This is a genomic window from Streptomyces lichenis (assembly GCF_023218175.1).
Classification (GTDB): domain Bacteria; phylum Actinomycetota; class Actinomycetes; order Streptomycetales; family Streptomycetaceae; genus Streptomyces; species Streptomyces lichenis.
Map to the genome: position 1 here is coordinate 363502 of NZ_JALPTH010000001.1, position 18164 is coordinate 381665.

The 18164-nt window shown below is 72.4% G+C and carries 17 protein-coding genes; 6 read left to right on the forward strand and 11 right to left on the reverse strand.

All coding sequences use genetic code 11. From position 1 onward, the window contains the following. The first annotated feature begins 372 nt into the window (after window positions 1-372). Entirely contained in the window at window positions 373-1938 is a 1566-nt protein-coding gene (locus M1O15_RS01475; protein ID WP_248631288.1) for an FAD-binding oxidoreductase, read from the forward strand. A gap of 40 nt (window positions 1939-1978) precedes the next feature. Beyond that, window positions 1979-2674, forward strand: coding sequence for a DUF5701 family protein (locus tag M1O15_RS01480; protein WP_248631289.1), 696 nt, complete (start codon window positions 1979-1981; stop codon window positions 2672-2674). Window positions 2675-2768: 94 nt separating this feature from the next. Here M1O15_RS01480 and M1O15_RS01485 read toward each other — a convergent pair whose 3' ends face one another. The 4 genes from M1O15_RS01485 to M1O15_RS01500 all read right to left on the reverse strand — a co-directional run bounded on the left by M1O15_RS01485 (window position 2769) and on the right by M1O15_RS01500 (window position 6077). Further along, complete coding sequence (locus tag M1O15_RS01485) at window positions 2769-3158, reverse strand: VOC family protein (protein WP_248631290.1); 390 nt, start codon at window positions 3156-3158, stop codon at window positions 2769-2771. 190 nt (window positions 3159-3348) lie between these two features. Then, window positions 3349-4167 (reverse strand): siderophore-interacting protein, encoded by an 819-nt coding sequence (locus M1O15_RS01490; protein ID WP_248631291.1) that lies wholly within the window; start codon window positions 4165-4167, stop codon window positions 3349-3351. Between the two features lie 58 nt (window positions 4168-4225). After that, window positions 4226-4558, reverse strand: coding sequence for a hypothetical protein (locus M1O15_RS01495; RefSeq protein WP_248631292.1), 333 nt, complete (start codon window positions 4556-4558; stop codon window positions 4226-4228). A gap of 289 nt (window positions 4559-4847) precedes the next feature. After that, entirely contained in the window at window positions 4848-6077 is a 1230-nt protein-coding gene (locus tag M1O15_RS01500; protein ID WP_248631293.1) for an aminotransferase class V-fold PLP-dependent enzyme, read from the reverse strand. Between the two features lie 161 nt (window positions 6078-6238). Here M1O15_RS01500 and M1O15_RS01505 point away from each other — a divergent pair, with 161 nt between their 5' ends. Together M1O15_RS01505 and M1O15_RS01510 are read left to right on the forward strand one after the other, a co-directional pair. Continuing rightward, on the forward strand, window positions 6239-6802 hold the full coding sequence (locus M1O15_RS01505; protein WP_282576148.1) for an iron chelate uptake ABC transporter family permease subunit: 564 nt from the start codon (window positions 6239-6241) through the stop codon (window positions 6800-6802). Next, window positions 6694-7413, forward strand: a complete 720-nt coding sequence (locus M1O15_RS01510) for a hypothetical protein (RefSeq protein ID WP_248631294.1) — start codon at window positions 6694-6696, stop codon at window positions 7411-7413. The genes M1O15_RS01505 and M1O15_RS01510 overlap by 109 nt, the downstream gene beginning before the upstream one ends. A gap of 103 nt (window positions 7414-7516) precedes the next feature. Here M1O15_RS01510 and M1O15_RS01515 read toward each other — a convergent pair whose 3' ends face one another. The 4 genes from M1O15_RS01515 to M1O15_RS01530 all read right to left on the reverse strand — a co-directional run bounded on the left by M1O15_RS01515 (window position 7517) and on the right by M1O15_RS01530 (window position 11430). After that, window positions 7517-9097: a hypothetical protein gene (locus tag M1O15_RS01515; RefSeq protein WP_248631295.1), complete on the reverse strand. Its 1581-nt coding sequence runs from the start codon at window positions 9095-9097 to the stop codon at window positions 7517-7519. Window positions 9098-9179: 82 nt separating this feature from the next. Beyond that, window positions 9180-9632: a hypothetical protein gene (locus tag M1O15_RS01520; RefSeq protein ID WP_248631296.1), complete on the reverse strand. Its 453-nt coding sequence runs from the start codon at window positions 9630-9632 to the stop codon at window positions 9180-9182. Window positions 9633-9681: 49 nt separating this feature from the next. Next, complete coding sequence (locus M1O15_RS01525) at window positions 9682-10125, reverse strand: hypothetical protein (RefSeq protein ID WP_248631297.1); 444 nt, start codon at window positions 10123-10125, stop codon at window positions 9682-9684. Window positions 10126-10284: 159 nt separating this feature from the next. Beyond that, the gene (locus M1O15_RS01530) at window positions 10285-11430 is read right to left on the reverse strand and encodes a hypothetical protein (protein ID WP_248631298.1); all 1146 of its coding nucleotides are present in this window, start codon (window positions 11428-11430) and stop codon (window positions 10285-10287) included. A gap of 316 nt (window positions 11431-11746) precedes the next feature. Between M1O15_RS01530 and M1O15_RS01535 the strand changes: the two genes are divergently transcribed. Further along, window positions 11747-12349 carry an RNA polymerase sigma factor gene (locus M1O15_RS01535; RefSeq protein ID WP_248631299.1) on the forward strand — a complete coding sequence of 201 codons (603 nt, stop codon included), beginning with the start codon at window positions 11747-11749 and terminating at the stop codon, window positions 12347-12349. Next, complete coding sequence (locus M1O15_RS01540; RefSeq protein ID WP_248631300.1) at window positions 12342-13355, forward strand: hypothetical protein; 1014 nt, start codon at window positions 12342-12344, stop codon at window positions 13353-13355. The genes M1O15_RS01535 and M1O15_RS01540 overlap by 8 nt, the downstream gene beginning before the upstream one ends. Before the next feature lie 36 nt (window positions 13356-13391). Here M1O15_RS01540 and M1O15_RS01545 read toward each other — a convergent pair whose 3' ends face one another. From M1O15_RS01545 to M1O15_RS01555, 3 genes are all read right to left on the reverse strand, one after another. Next, window positions 13392-14654, reverse strand: coding sequence for an extracellular solute-binding protein (locus M1O15_RS01545; protein WP_248631301.1), 1263 nt, complete (start codon window positions 14652-14654; stop codon window positions 13392-13394). Window positions 14655-15077: 423 nt separating this feature from the next. Next, window positions 15078-16511, reverse strand: coding sequence for an HIRAN domain-containing protein (locus tag M1O15_RS01550; RefSeq protein ID WP_248631302.1), 1434 nt, complete (start codon window positions 16509-16511; stop codon window positions 15078-15080). Window positions 16512-17121: 610 nt separating this feature from the next. Continuing rightward, a complete protein-coding gene (locus M1O15_RS01555; RefSeq protein ID WP_248631303.1) occupies window positions 17122-17379 on the reverse strand; it encodes a hypothetical protein in 258 nt (85 codons plus the stop codon). Window positions 17380-18164 lie beyond the last annotated feature (785 nt).

The following is an 18164-nucleotide window of genomic DNA, read 5'->3' on the forward strand; positions in this document are numbered from 1 at the left end:
TACGGCGGATTCGATCATTCCGCTCAGCCCATGGAGCGCAAGACGGTATCCGGCCCCGGACCGGCCGAAGTCAGCCCCCTGGGTGAAGGCGATGGTGCCTCGGTGCGGCCTCGACACGGCCTTGCTGCGGCCTCGGCCCGGAGCGGCCCCCGGCCGGGCTCACCCCGCCCCAAGGGGCCCGGACCAGCCATCCTCGACCAGCACCTGACGCGAGCTCAGCCGCCGCCCCCCCCGCCGCCACACATTCCGCCCGATTCCCCCACCCGCCCCCGGGCAACCCCGCACCCCCCGTCCGCATCCTCCCCCTTGCCGGGCGGCCGGGGGATCGACCCCGCCCCCACCCGCATCCGACGGACGGAAGGAAGAGGCGCGATGACCCTGGAGACGACGGGTGTACGGCGGAGCCCCGCCCGGCGCGGAGTGCTGCGGGCCGGCCTCGGGGCGGCGGTCGCGGCCACCGGTGCGGCCCTGCCCGGCGGCACCGCGCACGCGGCCGGCGGCAGCGCGCCCAAGAGCGCCTGGACCGCCTTCGGCAAGGAGCTGGACGGCAGCCTGATCCGGCCCGGCGACCACGACTACGACGCGGCCCGGGTGCTGTTCAACCCGCGCTTCGACACGGTCCGTCCGGCCGGAGTGGCCTACTGCGCCGGGCCGGACGACGTCCGCACCGCGCTCGCCTTCGCCCGCAAGCACGCCATACCGGTGGCGATACGCAGCGGCGGCCACTCCTACGCCGGCTGGTCCAGCGGCAAGGACCGTCTGGTCATCGACGTACAGCGGATGGCGAAGGTCACCCTCTCCGGGACCACGGCCACCGTCGGCGCGGGCGCCAAACTCATCGACGTATACGACCGGTTGACCGCCCACAAGAGGGCGCTGCCGGCCGGGTCCTGCCCCACCGTGGGGGTCTCCGGGCTGGCGCTCGGCGGCGGCATCGGTGTCGTCGCCCGGGCCTGGGGGCTGACCTCCGACCACATCAGCGCCGCCCGGATCGTCACCCCGGACGGCCGGCTGCGCACGGTGGACGCCACCCACGACCCGGACCTCTTCTGGGCCCTGCGCGGCGCGGGCAACGGCAACTTCGGCGTGGTCACCTCCCTCGACCTGCGCACCCACGCCCTGCCCTCCTGCACCACCTTCTTCCTCTCCTGGCCCTGGTCCCGGGCGGCCGCCGTGGTCCGCGAGTGGCAGCGCTGGGCGCCCTCCGCGCCCGACGGCATCTGGGCCAACCTCCATCTCGCCGCCCCGGTCGGCGGCCGCCCCGGCAAGGTACGGGTGGGCGGTCTGAGTCTGGAGCCCCGCTCCACCCTGATGAACCAGCTCGACCGCTTCGCCGACCGGGTGGGCGCCCCCGCCACCGGCGTCTCGGTGAAGCCGCACACCTTCATGGACGCCATGAAGACCATGGGCGGGGTCTCCGGCCGCACCATCGCCCAGGCCCACCAGCGGGGCACCCTGCCGGGCCGCACCCGCCAGGGCACCGTCGCCCGCGAGTCGTACGCCGCCCGCTCCGACTTCTACACCCGCGAGATCCCGGCCCGCGGCGTCCAGGCCCTCATCGCCCGCGTCGAGGCCCTCGCCAAACTCCGCGGCGGCGGCTCCGGAAGCATCGCCCTGGACGCACTGGGCGGGGCGGTCAACCGGGTCGGCGCCCAGAGCACCGCCTTCGTCCACCGCGACGCCCGCTTCCTCGCCCAGTACATCGTCTCCTGGCCCGACAACGCCTCCGCCGCCACCGTCGCCGCGCACCGCTCCTGGCTGGACAGCACCCATGCCGCGATGCGGCCCTGGGCGAGCGGCGGCGCCTACCAGAACTACACCGACCCCGCCCTCAAGGACTGGCGCCAGGCCTACTACGGCGCCAACGCCGCCCGCCTCGCGAAGATCAAGCGGACCTACGACCCCGACCGGGTCTTCACCTCACCCCAGGGCCTCTGAACGGCATATTCTCCTACCAGCAAGCGAAACGAGGCCCACCATGCCGGACACCGGCACCGCGGCGCCCGCCGTACCCGCTCTCCCGTCCCTCAGCGACCAGGCGGAACAGCTGATCCGGCTCGGCGTACCCGAGCCGGCCGGGCTGTCCGCCGACGAGGTGCGCGACTTCGCCGCCAGAGCCGCCAGAGCCGCCGGTGACACCGCCGGCACCGGAGCCGAGGGCGCCCTGCTCGCCGTCCACCCGGCCGCCGCCCCCGCCTCGGCCCTCGCGCCCCTGCTGCGCCACGCCGACCGACCCGGCTTCGTGGTCACCGACATGCCCGACGTCGACCTCTTCACCCCGTACGGTGTCGAGCTGCCCGACAGCCCGCTCTACCTCGTCGACGGCGTCGACCGCGGCGACCGCATGTCCGACTGGAGCCCCGACGAGGCCCTGCCCGCGCTCACCGGCGAGGGCCGCACCCCGCTGCTGCTCACCGAGGGAATCCACTGGCTGCTCCAGACACCGGACGTCCTCGCCCGCAACCACTGCTTCATGACCATCGGCTCCCGGCTGCGCAAGGCGAACGGCTCGTACGACGCCCGCACCCCGGCGATCTGGATCAGCAATGGCACCGGTCGGGACGGCCGCGAGCGGCGCAACGCCCCCAAGGTCGGCTGGTGCTGGTGGAACAACCGCCACACCTGGCTGGGCTTCGCCTCCACCACCGGCCGCCGCACCGCCCCGCAGGCCTGACCCCCGAGCGGGTCCGGGTGTCAGGAAACAACGGCCGAGGGCCGCACCCCACCACGGGGTGCGGCCCTCGGCCGTACAAGGAGCAGTGGCGCCGCTACGAGGCCCAGCCGCCGTACGGCACGGTGATGAGCTCCAGCGCATGACCCGCCGGGTCCAGGAAGTACACGCCGCGGCCGCCGTCGTTGCGGTTGATGGTGCCGGGCTGCGTCTGCCGGGGGTCGGCCCAGTGCTCGATCCCGCGCTGCTCGATCTTCGCGTACGCCGCGTCGAATTCCTCCTCGGAGACGAGGAAGGCGTAGTGCTGCATGGTGATCTTGTCCGCGGGGACGGTGGCGAAGTCCAGGGTCACACCGTTGCCGAGGGCGACGGCGATGAAGGGGCCCCATTCGCTGGTGACTTTCAGGCCGAGCAGCTCGGTGAAGAACTCCGCGGATTCGCGGTTGTCCCGGGCGTGCACGATGGTGTGGTTCAGTTCGACTGGCAAGGAATGCCTCCGAGGGCATCTCCTGACACCTCCATGCCTCACCCGGACGGTGACCGGCACGCGATGTCGTCGTCGACCCTATCAACCTCCGTTCGCCGATCAACTCCTTTGGCGCGAGCGGACCGTGGGCTCGCGACAGGGCCGCGGAGGCGGCTCTCCCGCCACCGACCGCGGTCTCCGCTCGCTTCGCTCAGGCGGCCCGCGCCGTCTCGTGCTTCCAGAAGCCCGAGAAGGTGATCCGCTCCTTGGGCAGACCCAGCCGGTGCAGATGCCTGCGGCCCTCGGTGGCCAGGGTGGACTCGCCGACGACGAAGGCGTACCCCGCGCCGTCGGCGGAGCGGAGCCGCAGGAGTTCGTGGAGCGCGGCGGTGCCGGGGACGGATCCGGCGTCCTCGCGGACGACCCAGGAGACGGCCATCCCGGCCGGGGCGTCCAGTGCGCGCCGGTCGTCCGCGGTGGGCACCTCCTGGATGAGCCGCCCCACGGTCCCGCGCGGCAGGGAGCGCAGGATGTTGACCGCGGCGGGCAGACCGGTCTCGTCGGCCACGACGATGACCTCGGAGGCGTCGGACGGGCAGTCGAACAGGATGCCCTGGTCGAGGACGGCGAGCGCGTCGCCGGGACGGGCGCGGCAGGCCCAGACGGCCGCCCGGCCCTCGATCTCACCGGTGTGGTCGCGGTGCACCACGAAGTCGATGTCCAACTCGGCCGACTCCGGCCGGAAGTCGGCCACCGAGTAGTTGGCGCAGTGCGGCCGCTCGGCCTCGGGGATGGCCAGATACGGCTGCCACCACCGGTCGCCGGTGAACTCCGGCAGCCGGAGCCGCTGTTGATGGGGGAGCTGGAGGAAGAGCCGGAACCAGTGGTCGAAGCCCTGCCACGGGAACCCGGCGAGATCCTCCCCGGTGACGGTCAGGCGGTGCATGGAGGGGGTCACACGCTCTCCGCGCAGGACACGTGCGCGGAACATCCCGGGGTGCTGCGGCGTCAGCCGACGGATCTTCGCCATGCCAACGAAGGCTAGCCTAACTTAACCTTCTTGGGAGCCCGCGAGCCTGTGGGCCGCCTCACCGGCCGTGCAGGAAGAACCGCGCCGGGACCAGGAGCTCATGGCCCGCGGGGAAGCGGACGCGCACCCCCTCCTCCGTCCACGCGGTGGACGCCACCCCCTGCCCGGCCATCTCCGGGTCGACGTCCAGCCGGTGCCCGTACGACAGCCCGGGGTCCCTGCCGATCACCAGGGTGTACGAGTGCCGCCCGGACAGCGTCCACTCATGGACCAGCCCCAGGTGGTGCGGGGAGCCGTCCTCGTAGGCCACGGACGCGGGAGCGGTGCTGCGGTACGCCACCTCGGACCACGGCCACCACAGCACCGCCATCACGACGGAGGTGAGCAGCACCCCCACGGCGCCGCCGAGCAGGGCCGGGCGCAGAGCCGCGCGCCGGCGCAGCCGAGTGCTTCCACCGGGTGGAACGGACGCCGGTGTGCGGGTCTCCGGTACGTGAGTCCCGGGTACGTGAGTCTCCGGTACGTGAGTCTCCGGTACGTGGTTCTCCGGTACGTGAATGGTGCCGCTCCTCGGTCGCGTACGGGCCCCCGGGCGTACCGGGGCTTCCGCGGGCAAGGACGCGAGACCAGGGGCGCGGGGTTCGGCGGAATCGTGGGACCCCGCACTCACCCCGGGGCCGTCAGGCTGGATGGGCCGCACGGGCCCACGCGACGAGAACGGGCACACACCTCTCGGCGAAGTGCTCGTAGTCGTCCGGGGTGTTGTAGACATGGGCGGAGAGCCGCAGATAGCCGGTGCCGCCGAAGCTGGTGAAGGCCGCCTCCACGCCCAGTTCGCGGGCGACCCGGTCGCGCAGGGCGTCGGCCTCGACGCGGGTCGCGCCGAGACCGGCGGGCAGCCGGACCAGCCGCATGCCCGGGACGGGCGTACCGGCGTCGACGGGGCCGCCGGCCGAGGCCGCCTCGGTGAACGCGGCGGTGAGGATCCGCTCGGCGTAGCAGGCCAGGTCGTCCATATAGCGGCGGGCCGTCTCCCAGCCCCAGGACCGCTCGATGAAGTCCAGCGCCGTGGGCGCCGCCAGACAGGACGTGGCGTCCACCGTGCCCTGCTGGTCGAAGCGGTCGGGGTAGGGGTCGGCCGCGCCCCAGGAGTCGATCAGCGGGTGGAGGCGCTCGGCCAGGGGGCCCTGGGCTATCAAGGCCGCGGTGCCGCGCGGGGCGCAGCCCCACTTGTGGAGGTTGCCGACCCAGAAGTCGGCCGGAACACCGGCCAGCGGGGCGGCGATCAGGCCGGGGGAGTGCGCGGCGTCCACGAGGAACGGGATACCGCGCCGCCGCGCCTCCGCGCCGATCAGGTCCACCGGCATCCGGCGGGCCGTCGGCGAGGTGATCTGGTCCACCACGACCAGGCCGGTGTCCTCACTCCACTCGGCCACCACCGCCTCGTACGCCTGCTGTTCGTCGGCGTCCAGCGGCACCCTGGCCGTGCGTACCCGGCCGCCCCAGCGCCGCGCGAGCCGTTCGGCGCCCAGGGTGACGGCCCCGTAGCCGTGGTCGGTGACCACGACCTCCCCGCCGGGGCGGTGCGGCAGGGCGGCGAGGACGACGCTGATGCCGGCGCTGGCGTTCGGCACCAGGGCGAGGGAGTCGGGGGAGGTGCGGAGGAAGGCCGCGAGCGGGACGCGGGTGGCGGCCAGCCGCTGCGGCAGCGCCGGGAACCACACCACCGGGGCGCGCTCCATCTCCGCCCGCAGCGCGTTCTGCCGCTCCTGCGCCACCAGCGGGACCGCCCCGAACGAGCCGTGGTTCAGATGCCGCAGCGCCGGGTCCAGCGACCACGCCGCCGCGGCGGGCCGGCCGTCGGGCAGGGTGAGGGGGCTCGGTGCGGTGATGACCTCGGTCTCGCTCATATGACCTCACTTCTGCCGTCTTTGGGCACGCCGGGACATCGGACGCCGAGCGGTGAGTCTTCCAGCCCGGGCGTGAGGGTGTCATCGCCGGTCTCTCCCCGGCTCCCGGAGGTCAGGCGGGCCCCCTCTCCGTCATCGCACCGCCGCCGCTCGTCCTCCTCCTGGTCACGGTCTGCGCGGCCGTGTCGGTGGGGTCGGTCAGTGTGCCGCTGGGGACCGTCGTCAAGGTCCTCGCCGACCATCTGACCGGCCTCGGGACGCCCGCCGGCACCATGGACGACCAGATCGTGTGGAGCCTGCGGCTGCCGCGCGTCCTGCTGGCCGCCGCCGTCGGCGCGGGGCTCGCCGTCGTCGGCACCACCCTGCGGGCGACCGTCCGCAACCCGCTCGCCGACCCCTCTGTGCTCGGGGTCTCCGCGGGCGCCGGGCCCTGCCGGAGGTCGCCGTCTGGCGGGCGGGGACGACGCCGGGGTGAGGATGGCGGGCGTACGTCACGAGTACGCAAAGACCCCTCCGGACGCGAACCTGCCACTGGCCGAAACGCGTCCTCTGCCGCGAACATCATGCGCAACGAGGGCCGGCTGGGGAGCGGGCCCGCCAAGGGGGGGGACCCGTCATGGCAGACAGCAGGACGAGAACCGGGACGGCGGCGCGGCCGAGACCGCGCGGGGCGTGGACGGCGGTGGCCGGTACGTGCCTGGCCGGTGTCATGGTGCTGGCGCTGACCGGCTGCGAGGGGGACGACGCGGGAGCGGCGGGAAGCCCGAGCACGCAGCCGGCATCCACCGCACCCGGCGCCGGAGCCTCTCCCACGGCGGACGCCGCCACCGGTGCCACGCCCACCGGCACGCCTTCGCCCGACGTCGACGACACCACCGCGGCCCCGCCGGCCGCCACGCCGACCGCGGCGGCCAAGCCGGTCGGCTCGGTCACACCCTCACCCTCGGCCAAGGGCGGAGGCGGAGGCGGCGGTGGGGCGGACGACGGCTGCGACCACAAGATGCCGATCTCACCCGACGAGCTCGCCGTCTACCGCTACACCCCCGAGGGAGGGAGCCTCAGCCTGATCGTCAAGTACGGCAACTGGGGCTGCCCCGAGCCGGACTCCGACGGGCCGCCCTTCGAGACGGTCGGCAAGGAGATCTGGCAGCCGCTCGACCAGGCCGCCCAGATCACGGTGACGACCCCGATCGTGGAGAGCACGGAGAACCAGCCCATCGGGGTCCAGGAGTTCATCGACTGGCTGGACGCGCACCCCGACAGCGGGCTGGTGTTCGAGTACCACCTCGGCGCCGACGGCGCCATCGACCGACTCGATCAGGTGTTCACTCCCTGACCCGCTGAGCGGCGGGTCTGCCGCGTCTCACCTCTCGGTTCGCCGGTGGCCGTGCCGGCGCCATGGGCCACCGGAAGCCGGCCAGGTCCCGGGCGACCGGCGGCTATGCGGGCGGGGGGCCGTTGACGCAGCGGGTGCGGGTGCACACCTCGGCATCCTTGGCCACATAGGGGTCGGTCCCGTTGCCGGAAGCCAGATAGGTGATGTCGACCCTGGTCACGCCGCCGGGGACGGTGGAGAAGTCGAAGAGGTCGTCCCAGGCCCGGGTGGTGGCCGTGCACAGCGGACTGGAGGAGCGGTCCTGGGTCGAGCCGTCCGCCCCGGTGGCCCGCATCAGCAGCTTGCGGCAGCCGCTGACCACCTTGTTGTCGGTCTCGAAGGTGACAGACCGGTTGAGCCAGGTCAGCTTGCCGGTGGCGGTACTGGCGCCGTGGGACACCGTGAAGTCGGTGGACTCGGGCGGGTCGGGCGGCTCGACCAGTACGGGTTTCAGCGCGGGGACCGACACCATGTCGAAGACGCCGTAGTAGTAGCCGTTCCAGTCGTTGCTGGGCTTGCCGGTGTCGGTCTTGACGTGGGTGAACGCCTCGGCGCCGACCCAGCCCTGGAAGCGGCCGGCGTCGTCGATGACCTGGAGCATCGGCCGCGGATGGGAGTTGTGGAGGTAGCACTTGCCGTCCACGGGCTTGCCCGCCAGGCCCTGGCACCAGTACTCCTCGGTGTTGCGCCGCCCGTCGCCCACCTCGCCGATGTAGCGCACCCGGGTGGCCGGGGCGTCCTGGTCCTGCCACGCCTTGCGGCAGGTGCCCGCGCCCTGCTGGAGGAAGCCCATGCAGGCACCGGAGGCGCATCGGCGCCAGGGCTTGTCGTTGGTGCCGCCGATGCGGCTGAACGTCCAGTCGCCGCCGGTGCCCTCCCGGCCGACGCCCGCGCCCGCGGCCCGCACATAGGCGCCCTTGTACATCTGGGTGCTGTACGCGGGGTCGGTGAGCAGGGTGTCCACGCCCACCCGGCTGCCGCTGTCCAGCGAGTGGTTGCTGCCGTAGCCGACGCCGAAGGTCGCGCCGTAGTCGGAGAACGGGTCCTCGTCACCCGGCATGGTCACCGAGGTCGTCCTGCCGTAGTAGGTCGGGCTGGTGATCCGCGCGACGCCGCCGGAGGCCAGGCCGCTCTGCACGTTCCAGTATTCGGTGAGCGCCCGGCCCGAGGGTCGTCCCACCGACGCGCCCCCGGTCCAGGTCACCCTGAGCCGGCCGTCGGCGGTGGAGTCGTAGACGCCGGTGTACGAGCCGGCCGGGGCGCCGCGGAAGCCCGCGACCGTGCGCACCGAGCAGTTGGGCACCTCAGGCGCCCCGCAGTCCGCCCGCATGGCGTCCTCACGCATCGGGTTCGCCTTCTCGGTCCAGTACCAGAAATCGGTGGTGACCGTCCCGTCGGCGGCGAACCGGTAGTACCCGAGCCGCACCCAGTTGTCCTCGTCCTCCGGCTGGGAGCCGGTGGCGAGACCGCCGACCGAGACGACCCAGTTCCGCTTCCCGCCGGGCGGCGCCGGGGCGGCCTGCGCCGCACCCGCCGAGCCGACGACCGAGAAGACGGCGGAGGCGGTCAGCACGACGAACCCCAGCAGGGCCGCCGCACCCCGCTCCCACCACCGCGCCCGTGGCTGTCCCGCGTTCCCGCCCACTTCGCTGACTCCAGGAGTTCCAGGGCCGCGCCGTCCACGATCCCGGACGGCGCGGCCGATATGCGGATTGTCGCTCGTACGGTCAGTGCGTGCCGTCGTCGCAGCCGCCGGGGTAGCAGAAGATGCCCACGAGGCCGTCGCGCTCGGAGTCGGGCGTGGTGGCGGTGGCCTTCTGCTGGAGGTTGAACCAGACGTAGGCGGGGCCGCCGGCGACCTTGGTGTCCAGGGTCGTCTTGTAGGCGTGCTTGCCGGCCGAGCACTTCCAGCTGCTGCTCGCCGCGGCGAGCGTGCGGCCCTGGCTGTCCCGGGCCTCGGCGTACACGCGGCGGCAGCTACCGGCCCCCTCGGGGACGTAGTTGACCCCCTCGGTGATGACGGTGCGGTTGGTCCAGGTGTTGGTGCCGGTCACCGTGGCGGCGCCGTAGGACAGGGTGAAATAGCTGGGGTCCGAGGTGGCGTGGGCCGGTCCGACGGCCAGGACGGTGGCCGCGACGGCGGCGGTGAAGGTGCTGAGGGCGAGACCCGGCTTCCTCATGGGAGTGCCTTCCGAGACGGGTGAACGGGGTGGGGTGTGCGGGCGCGGGTCAGCTGCAACCGCTGTTACGGGTGCAGAAGACCTCTCCGAGATAGGTGGCCTGCGTGTCGGGCGAGGTCGCGGACGGCTTCTGCTGCCACGCGAACCCGACGAACGCCGGTCCGCCGGGGACCTGGGTGGCCAGCTCCGTCCCGTACGGGTGCTTGCCGGCCGAGCACTTCCAGCTGCTGCTGGCCTCGGCCAGGGTGGTGCTGTTCGCGTCGTAGGCCCGGGCGATCACCCGCCGGCAGCTTCCGGCGCCCTGGGGGACGTAGTTGACGCCCTCGGTGGTGACGGTGCGGTTGCTCCAGGTGTTGGTGCCGGTGAGCGTGGCCGCGCCGTAGGAGAGGGTGAAGGTGTTCACCTCGCCCGCGGCATGGGCCGAGGGGGCGGCGAAGAGGGACGCGGCCGCGACGGCGGCGAGCAGTCCGGCGGAGAACGTGGAGGTGCGCATGGGTTTCCTTCTCTCTGTCGGGTGTGGCGAGGGTTTCGGGGTCGACAAGTCGACCCGTGTGCGGTTCGGCTCCGCCGCCTGTTCCGCGTCCGGGCTGAAGACGGACAGCGGGTGGGCGGCGAGCGCTCGGTGAATGGTCAGTGAGTGGTCAGCGCGTGGTCAGCGGCCGGCCGGGGGCTTCTGGTCCACGGGGAGCCGGGGTTTCAGATCGGCGGAGACCATGTCGAAGACGCCCCAGTAGCCGGCGGCCCAGGTCCCGGTGGGCCTGTTGGTGCGGGTGTCCACCTCGGTGAACGCCTCGGCGCCCACCCAGCCCTGGAAGCGGCCGGCGTCGTCGACCACCTGGAGGAGGGGGCGGGGATGCGAGTTGTACGGGTAGCACGTGGCCTTCTGGGCCAGCCCCTGGCACCAGTACTCCTCGGTGTTGCGCCGGCCGCCCCCGACCTCGGCCAGATAGCGGACGCGGTTCTTGTTCAACGGGTCGTCGCAGCCGGTGGGATGCTGGAGGTACCCCATGCACGGGGCGCTTCCGCACAGCCGCCAGCCCTGCGGGCCACCGAAGGACCAGTCGCCGCCGGTCTGTTCGCGTCCCACGACGCCGGTCTTCCGGTCCCCGTTTCCCTTGGCGACCACGAACGCGCCTTTGTACGTCCGGGAGTTGTAGCGCGCGTCGGTCACCAGGTCCTTCATGGCGGCGCGGCTCTCCCGGTCGAGCGCGGCGTTGCTGCCGTAGCCGATGCCGAAGGTGGCCGTGTAGCTGGAGAAGGCGCCCGGTGCCGGCACCGGCACCCGCTCGGTCAGCACCGGGCCGTAGAACGTGGGGCTGAGCATGCGCGCGGCGGTGCCGCCGGCCAGTGCCCCCTCGACGGTCCAGTGCTCGGTCAGGGGCTCTGCGAGTGGGTTGCCCGCCTCGTCACCGGTCCAGGTCACGGTCAGCCGGCCGTCGGAGGCGTAGGTGTAGCTACCTCGGAAGCCGCCGCTGGGAGCACCGGTGAAGCCCTCCACCGTACGGATGGGGCAGCGGGGCACCGTCCCTCCGCAGTCGGCCTCCATGGTGTCGGCGCGCATCGGCTGGTCCCGCTGGTTCCAGTTCCAGAAGCTGGTGGTGACCGTGGAGTCGGGGGCGAAGGTGTAGTAGCCGATCCGCACCCAGTTGCGGAAGTTGGTCTTGGCGGACGTGTCCAGACCGCCCACCGCGACCACCCAGTGGGCCTTCCCTCCAGGCAGTGCCGCGGCGGCCCCGGCGGGTTGGGCGGCGACCAGCGCCGCCGCGACCACCAGCAGGGCGAGCAGGGCGCTCGTCATACGCCGGGTGATCCCCTCCCGCGCGTCATCCATACCGGTCCCAGCCCCCCTGGCCCCCTCGGGCCGTCCCACGTGTCCACGGCGGCTGCCGCGTACCGGGCCCTGGTCGGCGGTCCGGCACCTGTCTTCACCCGCACCCCCCGGACGGGTTCGCGGTCCAGGGGGTGACGGTGGTCACGTCGGATGACCGGGTGCTGCCGTGAACCCCGTCGGGGGCTTCGGGTAAGGAGGGGTGTCGCACCCCACCCGGGGGAGGACCACCGGGCAAGTGGGGGGTGCGGCCGAACAATGTCCTCGCGGTCCAGACGGAGATGATGTGAACGGGCCCCCCGGCCAGGCCGACGACGCCTCGGTGATCGCCGGTTCGCTGACGCGACCGGAGCTGTTCGGCGAGCTGTTCCAGCGGTACGCCGCCGAGATCCACCGGTACGCTGCGCGCCGGCTGGGGGAGGACGCCGCCGAGGACATCACCGCCGACACCTTCCTGGCCGCCTTCCGGATGCGCCGCCGCTACGACCTGGACCGTCCGAGCGCGCTGCCCTGGCTGTACGGCATCGCCGCCAACCTGATCGGCAAGCAGCGCCGGGCCGAGGTACGGGGACTGCGCGCCCTGGCCCGGTGCGGGCACGACCCGGTCGCCGACTCGTGGACCGACCGGGCGGACAACCGGGTCACCGCCCAGTCGGCGAACGCCGCACTGGCCGCCGCGCTCGCGGACCTGTCGCCGGGGGACCGGCATGTGCTGCTGCTGGTCGCCTGGTCCGAGCTGGGCTACGCGGAGGTGGCCGAGGCCTTGCGCATACCCGTCGGCACCGTACGCTCACGCCTCCACCGGGCCCGCAGAAAGCTGCGGGAGGCCCTGGGTGAATCCGACCCCGCCCTCGTGTGGGGTTTCCGAGGAGTGGTCGAAGGTGGATGAGATGGCGCGGCTGCGGCGGTTCAGGGCGGAGGCGCCGGACCCCGATCCCGCGCGGCTCGCCTCCGCCCGGAGGCGGCTGCAGCAGAGGCTGGACAGCCATCAGCCGCGCCGCCGGAACGCCGGCTGGTGGCTGACTTCCCTGGCGACGGCCGCCGCCGTGTCGGTCGTGGCGTTCCTCTGCGCCCTGCCCCTCCGGTCCGCCGGCGCGCCGGCCGACCCCGCGACCCCGGTGCCGCAGGCACACCGGTGGGTGTACCAGGAGGTCCGGTGGGACACCTGGGACTGCGCCTCGGGAGCGAGCACCTCCGGCTTCAGCGAGGTGGGCCCGTTCGACCTCGGCCCCGCCGCGCCCCGCTGCCGCGCCGAGCCCGCGCGTCAGGTGCGCCGGGACAAGTGGGTGCGCTACGACGGCGGAGCGCTGGCCATGCCCGCCGGGCCCTCCGGCCGTCCGGGTGACGTGGACGTGTGGGAGGGCCGCTACCAGGGCGGTTGGCAGATGCTCTCCCCCGACGCCTCGGACCGGCTGGTCGCGGACCTGCCCGCGGACCGGGCGGCCGCCCTGCGGATGATCCGGGCCCGGTCGGTGCCGGACCAACTCGTCGGAGCCGGGCGGTCCACCGCCGCCCAACGCGACTTCAGCAAGATCGTCGAGCTGATGGCCGGGGCCTCCGACATCGCGGACGGCAAGGCGGTCCTGCTCCGGGACCTCGTCGCGGGACTGGCAGGGGCGACCGCGCCGGTCCGGGTGACCGACGGAGCGGGCCGTCCCGCACTGGCGCTCGGCGTGGACGGCTACGCGCGGGACTACTCGGACGAGCGCAACGCCCTCCAGGTGCTGCTGGACCCGGACACCTTCGCCTACCGGGGCGTCCGCTATGTGGCGGGCGTCGACTACCGCGTGGGCGGCGGGAGTTCCGGCGGCCCCTTCGTGCGCGAGGGCACCGTGGTCGCCACCGCCACCCGGCTTCGGACCGAGGTGGTCGACACCTCCGGGACCCGGCCCTGACCCTCCGCCGCACGGCGCCCCGCGGCGCGGCGGCTCTCAGGGGGCCGGAGCGGCGCGGCGCTCCCGCAGCAGCCGGTCGGCCGCCGCGGCGGCGTCGTCCAGGGCCCGCTGCGGAGACTTGCGGCCGGTCATCGCGGCCCTGATCTCCGGGCCGAGCAGCCGCATCACGCCCCGGGCTTCCGGGTGCGGCTCGCCGGGGAAGACGCTGGCAAGCGCGGTGCGGTACTGCTTGGTGTACGGCGAGGCGTTCGGCACCTCCACCTCTTCCAGCGGCGAGAGGTAACCGCTCGCCCGGCCCAGCGACTTCACCTGCTCCCGCTCGGTCATGAAGGAGAGGAACGCGTCGGCGGTGTCCGGGACGGCGGAGGCCGCGTTGACGGACAGCGAACCCGGGATACCGAAGGCCACCTCCCGCTCCGGACCCCTCAACGGCGAGCCGACCTGGACGTTCTCCCGCCCCCACAGCCTCGCCGCCAGGTCGGCGTCGGCCAGCACCACCGAGTAGCCCATGGCGGCCCGCTGCTCGCCCAGCGCCTGGCCGGCCAGCAGATTGGTGTTCCGCAGCCCCGACTCGGGGATGCCGCCGGCCTGGTAGAGCCTGGCCAGGAAGGTGAGCGCCCGTACCCCGGCCGGGCCGGCGAAGGCGGTGCGGGTGCCGTCCTCGGAGAACACCCGGCCGCCCGCCTGCCAGAGCAGCGGGTAGTAGTTCAGGTTGGCCGTGGCCTCGTCGGAGGCCGAGAAGTCGAGCACCGCCACACCCCGGCGCCGGAGCTTCGGGGCGGCGGCCAGGATCTCCTCCCAGGTGGCCGGCGGACTGGCGACCCCGGCCTCGGCCAGCAGCCTGGTGTTGTAGATGGTGGCGGTGACGGTCTGGTAGACGGGCGCCCCGAAGAGCCGGCCCCGCCGGGTGAGCGCGGCGCGGGCCGCCGACCGGAACACCCGCCCCCGTACCGCCTCGTCCACCGGCCGGATGGAGCCGTCCGCCTCGAAGCCCGCCACCTGGTCCGGCGTGAGCAGCACCACGTCCGGGCCGGTGCCCTCGGCGAACGCCTCGGCCAGCTTCCGGTCCCGGTCGGCCCACGGCCGGTGTGACACGGTGAGCCGCACACCGGGGTGCGTCCGCTCGAAGTCCCGGGCGATCCCGTCCCAGAACCTCTCGTCGGCCACACGATCCGCGATGACCGGGTACATCCACACGGTGAGGGTCTTCGGATCCGGTCGGTGCGCGCTCTCGCCGCACCCGACCAGGAGCAGCAGTACGGCCAGGGGCGCGGCCATCCGCCGAACGGCCGCCCTCATGCGGCCTCCACGGTCCTGCTGGAAACGTTCACACCGCGATTGTCTCAACGGCCCGCCGCACCCCGCCCAGCGCCGCCGGACATGCCGCCGCACCCCGCCCTCACCCACCGAACAGCAGGTCAGACGGGGCGCGGCGGCACCCAGGTCTCAGATGTCCCGGAAGAGACCAGCCAGCTTTGTGACCTGCGGCGATGGATGGTCAGGGGGCGTTGACCTGTGGGAATGGCCTTTCGATTATTTCACGCTCTTGCCTGTTGATGCAGCCGAAAGTCCCAGCGTCAGCGGATGATCTTTCCGCCTTGTATGGGCCGCGCAGACGCGTGCACTCCGGTTTTGCGACAGCTACGCGGGACGGAGGCCCGGCGCCGGGGGGGCGTGCATGCAGTCAAGTGCTGCCGCACTCGCCTTCATTCAGACCCAATATTACGCGGGTGGCCGGACGGTCACCTTGGAGCGAGCATGATGGTCAGGGTGACTGCGTTGTGGACGTGTAGCTGGTCGGCTCCGCCCTGTTGTGCGATCGAGCGCGCGTCGGTGGCGAGCTGCGTGTAGATACGGGGGGCGGGGTCCTGGTCGAGAGCGAGGGCGAGCGATCTCTCGGGCGATCCATCCGATGAAGACACCCTGGTGCTGAACCTGGATGGCGTTCGGGTCGGTCTCGTTGCCGGGGTCGCGAACGAGGTCGAGGGGAGCGCCAACCGGCAGCTGCGCGAGGGTTGCGTCGTTGCCGCTGTGGCGGACACCGCGCAGGGGACAGGTGAAGGTCCCGGCGCCGCTCAGAATCGCGACGTGGGTGGCGCGAGGGCTTCGGCGTTCGGTGCTGCGGATGAGGAGGCGGGCGGTGTCCTGGTCGGTGAGTGTGGTGATCTCGTCGGTGGTGAGCTGGCTGATGCAGTCGAGGAACTGTCGGAAGGTCGGCTCCGAATAGGGGCAGTTCCCGGCGAGGTTGGTCGCGGTGGCGCGATCGCGGATGCCGATGCTGGAGGCGTAGCAGGCGGCGGGGCTGCCGACCCCGTATTTGATCATGGCGGGAAGTGGGGCCATGTGGCCTTCGGCGGGGACGCCGCGCCGGAGTTCGAGGAGGTGGAGGACCGCGGACACGACCCAGGCGAGGTCCTGGACGATGAGCTTATCGATCGCGCTGGTCGTCGCGGTGATGTCGGGGGTGAGCAGGTCGCCGTGGTGCTTCTGGTGAAGGTCGGCTGCCGGGAGGCCGGCGATCCAGTCGGTGGCCAGCGGTATGAGCGCGGGGCTGGCGACCTTCTTCTGGCGGATGCGGCGCTGGACTTCGTGCACGTCCGTGGCGAGGGTCAGGATGAGGCGTTGCAAGGTGGGCCAGAGCTCGGAGGTGAGCAGTTCGGGGCGTACCTCGGGGACGGTCTGGAGCTGTTCGGCGGCTGCGAGCGCGTCGATCCAGCCCTGGACGCTGAGACCGGAGCGGACGATCGCGGCGCGGGCGAGTCGGTCGGGCAGACGGTGAGCGATGGCAGTCACGCGGCGGGCAGAGAAGCTGGCCAGCGGGGCCAGGGACCATTCCTGAGTCCCGAGTTGGTATCCGCCGAGGGTGTCACCGAGAAGTGTCTGGGCGTCCTGCTCGAGGAGTTGCTGGTCGGGCGTTTCGACGACCTCCTCGGCGAGCAGGGCCAGGAGCTGGATGTCCAGCCCCTCGGCCCACTCGCCCAGTTTCCCGTCGGCAGGGTCGCTCAGGTCCAGGGCCGTGAGATCCTCGCCTACGCCGGGGTGGCGGCCGAGACGTGCGGTGACCAGCTCGTAGTAGAGCCAGCCAAGCGTGGAGACGACCGGTTCGATCTTGTCCCGGTCCAGATAGCGGCGGCCGCTCGCAGAGTCAACGACCACTCAAGATTGGCAAGCTGCGAGCACACCTCCGCAGAGCGGGACCAGAGCGCTCGTGCTACAGCGGACTGCGATTAGCTGGGCGGACATCCTCGTGTCGGCGGAGGGCGCTGTGCCAGGTCGCGAGGAAAGACCGGAGATGTCGGTTAATCAGAGTGGCGGCGATGCGCGGAATGGTGTTTCTGCGGAGGTTCGGCGAGGACGGCACCTTATGGGGCAGGGTCGGTAATCCTGCTGTGGGCGCCGGAGGCCGGACGTGCCGTGCGGTCCGGCGCTGTTGCCGGCGTTGCGCGACCCATCGGACCAGCGGCAGCAGGCCCAGCCACACCACCAGCATCACCGGCACGCTCGTGAAGTCGCCTACGAACAGGGCCGGAAGTGCGCACAAGGCAGCTCCGGCTGCTTCCTTGCCTCGCGTCACGAGTGCGCCGGGCATGTCCCTAACGGCGTAACGCCAGGCCCGGGACAGGGCCGAGCCTCCCGCGTACAGGCCGTACGCGCCGCCGCAGATCATCGCCAGGACGAGCGCGCACACGAAGACCGACTCGCCCTCCGGGGTATCGGCGCTCTCCTGGACGACCGCGTCCTTGCGTACTGCGGTTGCGTAGTCCCGTCACAGGGCGACCGTCACGTGGTCACCTGGGTGCAGGCGCTTGAGCAGCGGTTCCGAGGCGCCCATGTCGATGCTGCGGGGCACCTGCGCCAGGCCGTGCAGATACAGCGTGTACTCCGACGACTTGACCTGCTCCTTGATCACCGTACGGGTCACCGTCGCGTCGAACGAGCGCAGGCAGTCACCCTGGGAAGAGGAGGGAGCGCCGCAGGAGGTCGCGGTGCGGAACGCCTTCTCGTTGTCGATCAGACTTGGCACGATGGCCAGTCCCCCCGCGCCGAGGAGAAGCGTCGCGACACCGAGAAGCGCCGCGCCCAGTCCCCAGATGCGACGCCGGAGGGTACGCCGCCGGACGGTTCCCCGCTTCGGCGGCAGACTCGTGCGGCGATGAATGATCGGATCACCCTGCGGCGGCATGACGCCCTTTCACTCGTCCAGCGAGGGTGAACATGGCGATGGAGGCGGTCGCCGCCGCCCCCGTGGCCAACGCGTCCGCGACGTACCGGCCCAGCTCCGGAGGCAGGACCTCGACGAGTACGAACAGCAGGCCCGTTCCCACGAGGCCGGCCGCGAACCCTGCCGGCCAGGAGCGGTGCCGCACTCAGAACCATCGCATGAGCCCGGCACCCATGAGGGGGATGACGGACAGATGCGGCTCGTCAAGCGCGGCGCTCACTGAGTATCCGAGGACGCTGACCACCCAGCAGGCTGCGGCGACCAGCACCGCCTCGCTCCAGGACACGGGTCGCCTCACGTCTGCCGCCCACCCTTCACGCACCGGGCCGGGCGGCGCTGGCCCCGCCGATCACCAAAGTGACTGTCTCCATGGAGATGGAGATCCCCAGCAGGACGTAGCCGAGTCCCCAGCCTCTCACCCGCCCATACCGGCCCCGGATCGGCTCAGAAAGCCGGTTCGGCCGCATTCAGCATCCCAGCCATGCGCAACCCGGCCAGGGCCTACGGTGAACATGTCCGTGGCTCCCTTGAGCATGTCAGGCACGGTTTCAAGCACCCGTCCCTCCCCTCACCTATCACTTCGTCCG

What these genes read in the sequence shown, in the direction of transcription:
- M1O15_RS01475 (WP_248631288.1), top strand. Translation starts at nt 373, where the DNA reads ATGACCCTGGAGACGACGGGTGTACGGCGGAGCCCCGCCCGGCGCGGA.
- M1O15_RS01520 (WP_248631296.1), bottom strand. Translation starts at nt 9,632, where the DNA reads ATGAGGAAGCCGGGTCTCGCCCTCAGCACCTTCACCGCCGCCGTCGCG.
- M1O15_RS01490 (WP_248631291.1), bottom strand. Translation starts at nt 4,167, where the DNA reads ATGGCGAAGATCCGTCGGCTGACGCCGCAGCACCCCGGGATGTTCCGC.
- M1O15_RS01510 (WP_248631294.1), top strand. Translation starts at nt 6,694, where the DNA reads ATGGCAGACAGCAGGACGAGAACCGGGACGGCGGCGCGGCCGAGACCG.
- M1O15_RS01525 (WP_248631297.1), bottom strand. Translation starts at nt 10,125, where the DNA reads ATGCGCACCTCCACGTTCTCCGCCGGACTGCTCGCCGCCGTCGCGGCC.
- M1O15_RS01480 (WP_248631289.1), top strand. Translation starts at nt 1,979, where the DNA reads ATGCCGGACACCGGCACCGCGGCGCCCGCCGTACCCGCTCTCCCGTCC.
- M1O15_RS01530 (WP_248631298.1), bottom strand. Translation starts at nt 11,430, where the DNA reads ATGACGAGCGCCCTGCTCGCCCTGCTGGTGGTCGCGGCGGCGCTGGTC.
- M1O15_RS01500 (WP_248631293.1), bottom strand. Translation starts at nt 6,077, where the DNA reads ATGAGCGAGACCGAGGTCATCACCGCACCGAGCCCCCTCACCCTGCCC.
- M1O15_RS01545 (WP_248631301.1), bottom strand. Translation starts at nt 14,654, where the DNA reads ATGAGGGCGGCCGTTCGGCGGATGGCCGCGCCCCTGGCCGTACTGCTG.